This window comes from Aliivibrio sp. S3MY1 (genome assembly GCF_028765575.1).
In the GTDB taxonomy this organism is placed as follows: domain Bacteria; phylum Pseudomonadota; class Gammaproteobacteria; order Enterobacterales; family Vibrionaceae; genus Aliivibrio.
Genome location: NZ_JARACO010000012.1, coordinates 95,492 through 108,284 on the forward strand (window position 1 = coordinate 95,492; position 12,793 = coordinate 108,284).

A 12,793-nucleotide genomic window follows, 5' to 3' on the forward strand; every position below is an offset into this window, starting at 1 on the left:
ACCTTGCGATTATTAGCATGATTATTTACAAAGCTAACATGAATATGTCTCTATATTTATTGCTACACGGTATTGATATCGATTACTATTGACCTAAATCAATAAAATGTATGGAAATAAAAACCGCTTATTGTTAGAGTGGTGTTAAGGGATTAAAATCCCCTTTCTAATGGAGTTTCAGCGAGTAGCTCACGAAATTAGAGCTTTATCATGTTATTGAGTATATATTCAATAACAACCACCAAGGATGGCGTACCGTTTAGGATTCTATTCTTCTCTTAACATTTTAGTTGAGTATTGAAGAATCTATTCCTATTTTGTAAATTTTTTATTATAGAATTAACACCCTTAATTCTACTTTTGACTTTAATCAGTTAGTTAGGTACCGCCCATGCAAACCCCTCAGATCCTAATCGTTGAAGATGAACACGTAACTCGTAATACACTAAAAAGCATTTTTGAAGCCGAAGGCTATAATGTTTTTGAAGCGAGTGACGGCGAAGAGATGCACAGTGTGCTTTCTGAGCAACAACTTAACCTTGTGATTATGGATATCAACCTACCAGGTAAAAATGGCCTTCTTCTTGCTCGTGAACTTCGTGAGCGTGGCGATATGGCTCTAATGTTCCTAACAGGTCGAGACAATGAAGTTGATAAGATTTTAGGTCTAGAAATTGGCGCTGATGATTACATCACTAAGCCGTTTAACCCTCGCGAATTAACTATTCGTGCGCGTAACTTATTAACTCGCTCAATGAACCAAAGCACAACCGTTGAAGATAAGAAAACGGTTGAGCGCTATACGTTCAATGGTTGGACAGTTGAAATCAATAGCCGTTCTCTTGTAAGCCCAAGCGGTGAAAGCTATAAGCTTCCTCGTTCAGAGTTCCGTGCGCTTCTTCACTTCTGTGAAAACCCAGGCAAGATCCAGACTCGTGCAGATCTTCTGAAAAAAATGACAGGTCGTGAGCTTAAGCCACACGATCGTACGGTTGATGTGACAATTCGTCGTATCCGCAAGCACTTTGAATCAGTAACTGATACTCCAGAGATCATTGCTACGATTCACGGTGAAGGCTACCGTTTTTGTGGTGATTTAGAAGAGCTATAGGCCTCTTTTAATTTATCCAATAAAAAATGCCCAGCTAGTAATAGCTGGGCATTTTTAGTTTATATAAAGCGACTAACTTCTAGTTGAGGTTGACTAATAAACCGTGTCGATCTGAACGTCAGTTTCAACAATCCACTCATTATTTGCTTCAATTGCGATATCAACTGCTTGTGCAGCATCTATATCGTAGAAGGATTGTCCTGCAATTTCCCATGTATGGTTATCATGCACTCGAACTTCAAATTCATCTTCTGTTAACGGCCATGAGTTCTCACCTTGGCGAATAATCACTTTATCAATCACTAGCTCTGGAGCGATTACCTGTTCTGATGTTAACGTCAGAGCAAAATTGACTTTACTCTCATCTCTTTCTTCACCAATGGTAGGCATCTGATCAACCCATATCGCTGAATTAAGCTGGATTTGAGCATTCATTACTTCAATTTTATTATCCTGCTTCCAATCAGCTTGTGACTGAGATGTCATTTGGCAGCCTGATAACGCAACCATCATTACAGAAGCTAATAGTACCCTTCTCATAATATTCCTTATTTATCTTGCAGCTCTAGCCAGTTTTTTAATATTTGAATATCATTTTCATATTCATTTTTAATTTCTTCAACCCAATCATCAATGTTTTCCCACCATGCAGGTAAATCTGGCGATTGTGCTTTTTGAGCGACTTGTTGAATATGCTTCAATCCAATAGAGCCAGCTGCCCCTTTCATTTTATGTGTTTCAAACACAATACCGTCTTGATCTCTTGCTGTCATATTTGTATCTAGAATTTGAATGTATTCTTTCATGCTTTTTTCAAACATTTCTATACTGGCATAAACAGGTTTAGTTCCTACAATATCAATGTATGACTCTAGCATCTCTATATCCAATAAACGCTCAATCAGCTGCTCATTCTCTAATTGTTCCGCCGTTTTTACTGGCTGTTGTAATTTCTGTTGAACCGTTTTTTTATCTGACATAGAAAATAACTCAAGCACCTCAGTTAATGCTTTCACACTAAGAGGTTTGCTTATCGCCTCATCCATGCCCTTTTCAAAGTATTCATCTTTCTCTTTTAATAGGTTAGCCGTTAATGCGACGAGTGGCGGTAACTCATCGAACTTATCTCTCAATGCCTGAGCAACATCAAACCCTGTCATATCTGGTAATTGAATATCAAGCAAAGCTAAATCATAATTAGTTGGCTCAAATTGATTAAGAGCGTCTTCACCGCACATGGCTACATCAACAGTGTGGCCAAGGCTTTCAAGTAGCGAGCGAGCAACTGTCACATTCAGCTCAATATCTTCCAACATGAAGATCCGTAATGACTTAGCACTTTTCTTTTCTGGCATCGCCTCTTCTTCTTCTACAGAATCAACTAATGGCACATTAATGGTTACTGTAAATGTACTGCCAAAGCCTAGTTCACTGTTTACGGTAATGTCTCCATCCATAAGATTTATAAGCTCTTTAGATACCGCTAAGCCAATCCCTGTTCCGACGGCATGCAGATTATCTTTGCCTTGCTTAACTTGATAATACATGGCGAAAACATTATCTAATTCTGATTCAGGGATCCCGATCCCTGTATCTTCAACTTCAAAAGTAATCTCAGCACTGTCTGAATAAATTTCAGCACCAACCGACATTACAACACTGCCTTCTTTGGTAAATTTAGTGGCATTACCAACTAGATTCCAAAGTACCTGCCGCAAACGTGTACTATCAACACTAATATTTGCCGGTAAGTCGGTTAATCGCTCAAGATCAAAGCGCAATCCTTTCTGCTCAGCCATCAAACCTGAAATGTTTTCCATCTCAGTAACAAAGCTTATAAAATCAAGAGGTTTTGGAAGTAATTCTAATTTACGACGATCAAACTTATCCATATCGATAATATCGTTAAAGATATTACCAAGCGTGATCGCACTGACATTAATGGTTCTCATGTAGTTATGTTGTTCATCATCAAGGCGGGTATCTAACAACATACGGCTTAAACCAACAATGCCATTTAGTGGCGTGCGTAACTCATGGCTTATGGTAGAAATGAAGGTGGTTTTATCACGACTGGCTTTTTGTAATGCCTCTTCATATTCTTTACGCTCGGTAATGTCTCGTCCAAAACCAACCAAACCAAGATGACGCCCTGACTTACTATAGAATGGGATCTTACTGAGCTCATAACATGCTTTTCGCCCATCAGGGTAATCTAGCCATTGTTCATAAGTTAATGGTTTATTATCTTGCAGTACCTGTCTATCGGTATCAATAACTTTTGCTGCAACCTCTGCGTTATAAACGTCTTTAGGAGACAAACCAATTAATTCTTTTTCTGTTTTACCCGTCAGCTCTTCCATCGCTTTATTACAGCCAGAAAAAAGACCAAGGTCATTTCGGTAATAGATAATGTCTGGTGAGGTATCTAAGTAAGATCTAAGTAATGCGGTTTGCTCTGCTAATTCTAATTGCGCTTTTTCTCGTTGAAAGACTTCATTTTCAAGATCTTCCATCGCTTCTTGTCGAGCATCTTCTGCTTTTTCACGCTCTTCAATTTCTTGATTTAGTTTCTTTATGTTGCCTTGTAATTTTTTATTTAACTCTAAATCACGAGTGCGCATCTCTTCCATCTTACTGACTAATTTAGAAAGTCTTTGACGAGAGTCTTCTAAATGTTCAACGACGACGGATAAGAAAAAGACAGCCCATGGCGTAATTAATAACCCAAAAAACACCGAACGAACAATATCCAAATCATTAACTTCACCACTTAATACAAGCGTAACGCCAACTTGAACGATAACGGCCAATGCAACTAAAGCAATGGCAAGTAGGAGACTAAAACGAATGATGCCAAGTCTCACCATGAGATCGACATAAAATTGCGCGAGAATTTTTAACTGCTTCATAAACACACCCTGATAGTATTCAACTAAATAATATCAGGGTTAGTTCTATTTGAGTTATTTTTTCAATATTGGCGTTGTATATTTGAAGGGTTGGTTTATCAGAGAACCTTGCGCCCCTTTTTTATTAAGGGCCATACCTACGTTAGTTAACCCTAACCAGCGAGGCTCACACCACAATGGCGAAAGTAAAGTAGGTCGTCGTGCTGTTGCTGACACTCGATGATACACAATCTCTGGTGGGGTTAATCTGATTAACTCACAAGCAACATCGACATAATCATCCATCTCTGGCGCTTCTATTTTTCCCGCTCGCCACGCTTTGGCCATGGTACTGCCTTCAACAATATGTAAAGGATGTAATTTAAGTCCATCCGTTCCTGTTTCAAGTACTTTAGCTAATGTAGTGCGGTAGTCTTCCTGGGTATCGCCGGGTAAACCAATAATTAAGTGAGTACACACCTTAATCCCAAGCGCTCTTGCTTTACGAGTAATCGCATCATAACAAGCAAAGTCATGACCTCGATTGATACGCTTTAGGGTTTTATCATTGGCCGTTTGCAACCCAAGCTCTAGCCAAACTTCGTAGCCATCATCAACATAACCCTTCAATAGGTCTAATACGGCATCAGGCACACAATCAGGACGAGTTCCAACGCATAGACCAACAATATTTGCAGATTTAAGCGCTTCTTCGTACATATTTTTAAGAACTTGGACTTCAGCAAAGGTATTAGTATAAGCCTGAAAATAAGCAAGATACTTTTTAGCACGCTGCACTTCTCCAGCTCTATCTACCAACTGATCATGAATCGATTTGAACTGCTCTTGTTCATCAGAAAATGAGGCTACATTGCAAAAAGTACAGCCTCCTTTTCCTATCGTTCCATCCCTGTTTGGACAACTAAATCCACCATGAAGAGTAAGCTTATGTACTTTTTCACCATAACGGCGTTGTAAATCCTGCCCAAAGGTATTTGCTAGTTCATGAAGTTGCATCGCGATAACCAATTAAATAAATCAAGTACTTACTTCACAAATAAAAAGAAGTCTCAATTCTATTTGTGAAAGTTGCTAACTCGTTTGTAAAAAAAGACCGTAAATAATAGCGAAAATCGTCACTCGCAATTGTAATTTATATCAATAAAAGACGCATAAAGTGGCAATTAAACGCGAAAAAAGCCGTATTATTATAAATACTTATTCATTTTAAATAAAAAAAGTGAAAATTACGTGCAACTTTCGTTGGTATTTAATATGACAAAAATGTAGGATAGTTACATCGTAAAATAGTTTAATTTGCCACCAACACGAATGTTGTGGCTTTTCGATAGTGGTATCTACTCTCAAACAACAAATACAATGGATAAAATGTATTTGATAGATATCACAATGGATTGGGTTCGTTTGCACGTCATATTAAGTGATGCCAGCAAACACCAGAATGGATTCAAACTTGCTACTTCTTGAGACTAACTCACAGCAAGTTCGATTAAAATTTAGCAAAGGACTAGACAGAAACTTACGTAGAGAAGTTGTGTCTGCATAATACTGGAAGGATGTATCTATGGTAGATAGAGAGCAGAATACACAAGGCATGTATACTCCCGAGTTGGAGCATGATGCGTGTGGTATCGGTTTTGTCGCTCACCTCAAAAACCGTAAATCTCATGATGTGGTTACTCAAGCACTTGATATGCTTGCTCGTATGGAACACCGTGGTGGTCAAGGCTGTGATCCATGCAGTGGTGACGGCGCGGGTATTCTGTTACAAAAACCTCATGAATTTTTATTAGAAGAAGCCGTAAAACTTGGTATTAAACTGCCATCTTTTGAGAAATACGGTGTTGGCGTTGTCTTATTCCCTAAAGATGAATACAAACGTCAACAATGTAGAGATATTTTAGAGCGTAATGCTCAACGTCTTGATTTGGAAATCATTGGCTATCGTGCTCTCCCTGTAGATAACTCTATGCTAGGTGACGATCCCCTAAGTACAGAGCCTCAATTTGAACACGTATTTATTTCTGGTGGTCCATCAATGACCCCAGAAGAGCTTGAGCGTAAATTGTATGTTCTACGTAATTACACCGTTCGAGTGTGCTTAGAAAGTATTTCTAATATTGGTGATGATTTCTACATCAACTCTCTATCGTACAAAACACTTGTTTATAAAGGCCAATTAACGACTGAGCAAGTTCCACAGTACTTCCTAGATTTACAAAATCCAACGATGGTAACGGCATTAGCGCTAGTTCACTCTCGTTTCTCGACGAATACCTTCCCTCGCTGGCGTCTAGCTCAACCATTCCGTTACATTGCTCATAATGGTGAGATCAACACTGTTCGTGGTAATTTAAACTGGATGAAAGCACGTGAAGCTATCATCGAATCCGATCTCTTTAGCCAACAAGAAATGGATATGCTACTTCCTATTTGTCAGGAAGGCAGCTCAGATTCATCAAACTTCGATATGGCGTTAGAACTGCTGGTTCTTTCTGGCCGTAGCTTGCCACACGCATTAATGATGATGATCCCTGAAGCGTGGCAAGAAAATAAAAACATGGATCCTACCCGTCGCGCGTTCTATCAATACCACGCCAATGTAATGGAACCTTGGGATGGTCCTGCGTCTGTTTGTTTCACTGATGGTGTTCAAGTAGGTGCAACACTTGACCGTAACGGTCTTCGTCCTTCTCGTTATACTGTGACTAAAGATGATTTCCTTGTAATGGCATCAGAATCTGGCGTTGTAAAAATAGCACCAGAAAACATTGAGTTCCGTGGTCGCCTACAACCAGGTCGTATCTTTGTTGCTGATTTAGAACAAGGTCGTATTATTTCTGATGAGGAAGTAAAAGATAGTATTGCGAAATCACAACCTTATGAAAAATGGGTTGAAGAGAATCTCCTAAACTTAAATAAGCTGCCTGAAGCAACAAACCAATACAGCCAACCTTCTCCTGAACGGCTACTTAACCGTCAACAAGCGTTTGGTGTTACCTCTGAAGAAGTGAATGAGATCATCCTACCATTAGCGAAGACGGCTTATGAGCCATTAACTGCTATGGGTGCCGATTGGCCACTAGCGATCCTTTCTCATCAATCTCAGCATTTATCTAACTATTTTAAGCAGTTGTTTGCCCAAGTAACTAACCCACCGATCGACCCGATCCGTGAGCGTATGGTTATGTCGCTAAACACCTACTTAGGTAAAGACCAAAACTTACTTACTGAAACGCCTGAGCACTGTCAGAAGGTTGAGCTTGAATCACCGGTTCTTTCAAATTCTGAGCTAGAAAAACTGCGTGCTATTGATAACGAACATCTACAAGCAAAAACACTGGATATCGTTTTCCAAGCTAATGAAGATGCAGGTAAACTTGAGCGTGCACTGAAACGAATCTGTCAGTATGCAGAAGATGCCGTCGTTGATGGTTACTCTATCATTCTACTAACAGACCGCGCAGTAAACTCAAACCATGCAGCAATTCCAGCAATGCTTGCTGTTGGTGCGGTTCATCACCACCTAATTCGTAAAGGGTTACGTGCTAAGTGTGACATCGTAATTGAAACGGGCGATGCTCGTGAAACGCATCACTTTGCTACATTGGTTGGTTACGGCGCAAACGCAGTTAACCCATATTTAGTAATAGAAACAATTGTTGAGCTTCAACGAGTTAAGAAGCTAGACCCAACAGTACATCCAAAAGTATTGTTTGATAACTACCGTAAAGGGGTTAACGGCGGACTGCTTAAGATCTTCTCTAAGATGGGTATTTCAACACTGCAGTCATACCATGGCGCTCAAATCTTTGAAGCGCTTGGTATCAGTAAATCAGTGGTTGATAAATACTTCACTGGGACCGTTTCTCGTATCCAAGGTCTAACGATTGATGATATCGCAAAAGAAGTGCTAATCCGTCACCGTGTTGGCTATCCAACTCGTGAGATCCCAGTTCAAGTACTTGATGTGGGTGGTGTATATCAGTGGAAACAACGTGGTGAGAAGCACCTGTTTAACCCTGAAACAATTTCTCTACTGCAAGAGTCAACTCGTAATAAAGATTACGGTCAATTTAAGAAATACGCGAAAGCGGTTGATGACCAAGGTGATAATGCAGCAACACTGCGTAGCCAATTAGATTTCATCAAAAATCCAGCAGGATCGATTCCTTTAGAAGAAGTAGAGCCTATTGAGAAAATCCTAAAACGTTTTGCGACTGGTGCAATGTCGTTTGGTTCTATCTCACACGAAGCTCACTCAACACTTGCTGTTGCAATGAACCGTATCGGCGCTAAATCTAACTCAGGTGAAGGTGGTGAAGACCCGATTCGTTTTGAGAAAAAAGATAATGGTGACTGGGAACGTTCAGCAATTAAACAAGTGGCTTCTGGTCGTTTTGGTGTTACGTCTTACTATCTAACTAACGCTGATGAGCTACAAATTAAGATGGCTCAAGGGGCGAAACCTGGCGAAGGTGGTCAGCTACCGGGTGATAAAGTCGATGATTGGATCGGTGCAACACGTCACTCAACTCCTGGAGTTGGTCTGATTTCACCACCACCACATCATGATATTTACTCTATCGAAGATTTAGCACAGCTTATTTACGATCTGAAAAACGCCAACCGTAAAGGCCGCGTTAACGTTAAGTTAGTATCTGAAGCGGGGGTTGGTACTATCGCCTCTGGTGTAGCCAAAGCAAAAGCAGATGTGGTTCTTATCGCAGGTTTTGATGGTGGTACGGGTGCATCCCCAATGTCTTCTATCCGTCATACTGGTCTTCCGTGGGAACTAGGTCTGGCTGAGACACACCAAACACTACTGAAAAATGGGTTACGTAACCGTATCGTTGTTCAGTCTGATGGCCAAATGAAAACACCTCGAGATCTTGCTGTAGCAACACTTCTTGGTGCTGAAGAATGGGGCGTTGCAACAGCAGCTCTTGTTGTTGAAGGCTGTATCATGATGCGTAAGTGTCATAAGAATACTTGTCCTGTTGGTATCGCAACACAAAACAAAACACTTCGTGAACGCTTTGACGGTCGCGTAGAAGATGTAGTTACTTTCTTCCAGTATATGGCTGAAGGTCTACGTGAAGTAATGGCAGAACTTGGTTTCCGCTCTATTGATGAAATGGTTGGTCAATCTCATAAACTGAAAGTTCGTGATGATATCGGCCACTGGAAATACAAAAACTTAGACTTATCACCAGTACTACACGTTGAACAACCTCGTGCTGAAGATGGTATCTATAACCAAATTAAACAGCAGCATAATCTAGAAGACGTATTGGATCGTAAACTTATTCAAGTCGCTACTCCTGCACTTGAAAAAGGTGAAGCCGTTACTGCTGAATTCGATATCCTAAATACTGACCGAAGTGTCGGTACTATGCTGTCGAATGAGATTTCAAAAGTCTATAAAGACCAAGGCTTGCCGCAACCAATGAACGTGAAGTTCAACGGTTCTGCGGGTCAAAGTCTAGGTGCTTTCCTTGCCAAAGGCGTGAAATTTGAAGTCGAAGGCGATGCGAATGATTATTGGGGTAAAGGCTTATCTGGCGGTACGCTAGTACTTTATCCAAACCTAAAATCAACGATTGTCGCTGAAGATAACATTGTTGTAGGTAACGTTTGTTTCTACGGTGCGACTTCTGGTGAATCTTATATTCGTGGTATGGCTGGTGAGCGTTTCTGTGTACGTAACTCAGGCGCAAAAGTCGTTGTAGAAGGCGTTGGTGACCACGGTTGTGAATACATGACTGGCGGTGTTGCACTAATCCTTGGCTCTACCGGTCGTAACTTTGCGGCAGGAATGAGCGGTGGTGTTGCCTATGTTTGGGATAAGTCTGGTGATTTCGAAAGCAAACTAAACCCTGAACTTGTTGACCTAGACCCTATAGAACAAGAAGATAAAGATCTTCTATTAGAAATGCTAACTAAGCATGTTGAATTCACAGGAAGTGAAGTTGCTCAGTCTTTCCTAGATAACTTTGAAGCAAACTTGACCACTCTGGCTAAAGTGATGCCGCGTGATTACAAAGCGGTTCTTCAAAAGCGTAAAGCTGAAGCACAACAGGCACAAACGGAAGAAGTGGAGGCAGTATAATGGGTAAGCCTACTGGATTTTTAGAACATGGTCGTGAGCTACCAAAGAAACTCGCCCCAATAGTTCGAATTCAAGACAATAAAGAATTTGTTTTAAACGAAGAATTTGGCGATAAGATTGGTACACAAGCATCACGTTGTATGGATTGCGGTGTTCCGTTTTGTCATAACGGTTGCCCTATTGGTAACATCATTCCTGAGTTTAATGATGCGGTATATCGTGATAGCTGGGAAGAAGCCTGGAAGATCTTAAGCTCAACCAATAACTTCCCAGAGTTTACAGGTCGAGTGTGCCCTGCTCCTTGTGAGAGTGCTTGTGTTCTTGGTATTAATCAAGACCCAATCACCATCTGTAATATCGAAAAAACAATTGTAGAAACCGCGTACCGTGAAGGGTACGCGCAACCTAAAAAACCTCGTTCTCGAACAGGAAAAACTGTCGCTATTATCGGTTCCGGTCCTGCAGGTTTAGCCGCGGCTGAACAATTAAACAGTGCAGGCCACTCTGTCACTGTTTATGAGCGAGATGAAAAAGTTGGTGGTCTACTGCGCTTTGGTATTCCTGACTTTAAGTTAGGCATGGACATCATTGATCGTAAAATCAACTTAATGGCTGATGCCGGCATCAAGTTTGAAGTTAATGCTCATATTGGTGTCGATATTAATGCACAGCAGTTACGCCAAGACTTCGATGTCGTTCTACTCACTGGCGGCTCTACAGTACCAAGAGATCTTCCTATCCCAGGGCGTGAACTTAATGGCGTTCACTTTGCTATGGAATTCTTAGGTCAAAACAACCGCCGTGCTAATAATATGGATCTTAAAACTAAAGAGATCCATGCTAAAGGTAAGCATGTTGTTGTTATTGGCGGTGGCGATACGGGTTCTGACTGTGTAGGCACGTCGAATCGTCATGGTGCTGCAAGCATTACTCAGGTTGAGATCATGCCGATCCCACCAGAGAAACGCCCTGCAAATATGCCTTGGCCTCAATACCCAATGATAATGAAAACAACAACTTCTCACGAAGAAGGCTGTGAACGTCATTGGAATATCTTAACCAAAGAGTTTATCTCTGATGATGCTGGTAATGTCACAGGTCTTCGTATTGCTGATATCGTTTGGCAAGATGCGAAGCCAGGTGAACGTCCAGGATTTGATGAAGTCGCGGGTAGTGAACGAGTGATCCCTTGTGATCAAGCATTCTTAGCGATGGGCTTCTTACATCCTGAACCTACAGGTGTATTAGCTCAACTAGATATTAAACTGGATGACCGTGGTAACGTAGCAACAAATGGCTATGCAACCAATCAAAAAGGTGTATTTGCTGCTGGTGATATGCGTACAGGTCAATCCCTGATTGTACGTTGTATTAATGAAGGCCGTGAATGTTCTAGAGAAATTGATGCTTACCTTATGGGTAACTCGAATCTAGAAGCAAAAGCGGATTCGCTAATGCTATCAGCATCATAGTTTTTGAAATAGATTAATTCAGGTTTCCTTCCAAACCTTTGGCCAACATTTCGATGTTGGCCTTTTTTATTCTATACTGACAACGCCTATTCAAAATAATGAACTTACCTATGATAAAAATACTCACCATATTTTCAATATTGCTAACACTTACCGCCTGCAGTAAAGGAGTCGATAATATGCCTGATAAATCAAAAATGATGTGTGCTGATAAACCTAACTGCATCTCGACATTAGAAACTAGAACGGATTTCAGCGCTTCCCCTTTCACTCTAAATAACTCCGATACAAAAATAGAGTCTATCGCTCAAATAGCCGAGCAGCTTAAAGGTGCAAAGATTGCAGTGATGAGCGAAAACTACGCCAGAATAGAATCGACAAGCACTGTTTTTCGCTTTGTTGATGATTTAGAGCTTAGAATAGAAGGGAGCAATCTTATTGTTCGTTCTGAGTCTCGTACTGGACACTCTGACTTTGGTGTAAATAGGAAGCGTGTAGAAAAATTAAGAACAATGCTACTAGAGAAAGAGATAATTTCTCAATAAAAAGACCAGTCATAAAAAGCCTAACCAACTGAACTGCCATTTCGCAGTGTCTATTCTGCATCATTTTACTTGTAGACAGACGTAAAAAAGCCCTAATCTTTCGATTAGGGCTTTTTTTAAATAGTGGTTACGTTAACGGGACTTTCTATCAACCTTGAAAGCGACACGTCCCCCGGCGTGACTGGCCGCTAAGCTCTCCAATAGAAAGCCTAACCAACTGAACTGCCACTCCGCGGTGTCTAATCTGCATCATTTTTCTTTTAGACAGACGTAAAAAAGCCCTAATCTTTCGATTAGGGCTTTTTTAAATAGTGGCGGAGTGGACGGGACTTTCTATCAACCTTGAAAGCGACACGTCCTCCGGCGTGACTGGCCGCTAAGCTCTCCAATAGAAAGCCTAACCAACTGAACTGCCACTTCGCAGTGTTTAGTCTGCATCATTTTACTTTTATACAGACGTAAAAAAGCCCTAATCTTTCGATTAGGGCTTTTTTTAAATAGTGGCTACGTTAACGGGACTTTCTATCAACCTTGAAAGCGACACGTCCCCCGGCGTGACTGGCCGCTAAGCTCTCCAATAGAAAGCCTAACCAACTGAACTGCCACTCCGCGGTGTCTAGTCTGCATCATTTTACTTTTAG

At 40.9% G+C, this 12,793-nt stretch carries 7 protein-coding genes; 4 read left to right on the forward strand and 3 right to left on the reverse strand.

Annotation, left to right across the window (positions count from 1 at the left end):
• Positions 1-391 precede the first annotated feature (391 nt).
• Positions 392-1,111, forward strand: coding sequence for a two-component system response regulator ArcA (gene arcA / locus PVK62_RS10040; RefSeq protein WP_274444112.1), 720 nt, complete (start codon positions 392-394; stop codon positions 1,109-1,111).
• A gap of 93 nt (positions 1,112-1,204) precedes the next feature.
• On the opposite strand, the gene PVK62_RS10045 is transcribed toward arcA, so the two are convergent.
• The 3 genes from PVK62_RS10045 to PVK62_RS10055 are packed head-to-tail and all read right to left on the reverse strand — an operon-like array spanning position 1,205 to position 5,019.
• Positions 1,205-1,651 (reverse strand): hypothetical protein, encoded by a 447-nt coding sequence (locus PVK62_RS10045; RefSeq protein WP_274444111.1) that lies wholly within the window; start codon positions 1,649-1,651, stop codon positions 1,205-1,207.
• A gap of 8 nt (positions 1,652-1,659) precedes the next feature.
• A complete protein-coding gene (gene arcB, locus PVK62_RS10050; protein WP_274444110.1) occupies positions 1,660-4,023 on the reverse strand; it encodes an aerobic respiration two-component sensor histidine kinase ArcB in 2,364 nt (787 codons plus the stop codon).
• A 54-nt stretch (positions 4,024-4,077) separates the two neighbouring features.
• Positions 4,078-5,019, reverse strand: coding sequence for a TIGR01212 family radical SAM protein (locus PVK62_RS10055; protein ID WP_274444109.1), 942 nt, complete (start codon positions 5,017-5,019; stop codon positions 4,078-4,080).
• Positions 5,020-5,587: 568 nt separating this feature from the next.
• Between PVK62_RS10055 and gltB the strand changes: the two genes are divergently transcribed.
• From gltB to PVK62_RS10070, 3 genes are all read left to right on the forward strand, one after another.
• Positions 5,588-10,135, forward strand: coding sequence for a glutamate synthase large subunit (gene gltB / locus PVK62_RS10060; RefSeq protein ID WP_274444108.1), 4,548 nt, complete (start codon positions 5,588-5,590; stop codon positions 10,133-10,135).
• Positions 10,135-11,607 (forward strand): glutamate synthase subunit beta, encoded by a 1,473-nt coding sequence (locus tag PVK62_RS10065; RefSeq protein ID WP_274444107.1) that lies wholly within the window; start codon positions 10,135-10,137, stop codon positions 11,605-11,607. Before gltB ends, PVK62_RS10065 begins: the two co-directional genes overlap by 1 nt.
• A 113-nt stretch (positions 11,608-11,720) precedes the next feature.
• The gene (locus tag PVK62_RS10070; protein ID WP_443111771.1) at positions 11,721-12,152 is read left to right on the forward strand and encodes a DUF1499 domain-containing protein; all 432 of its coding nucleotides are present in this window, start codon (positions 11,721-11,723) and stop codon (positions 12,150-12,152) included.
• Positions 12,153-12,793: the final 641 nt, after the last annotated feature.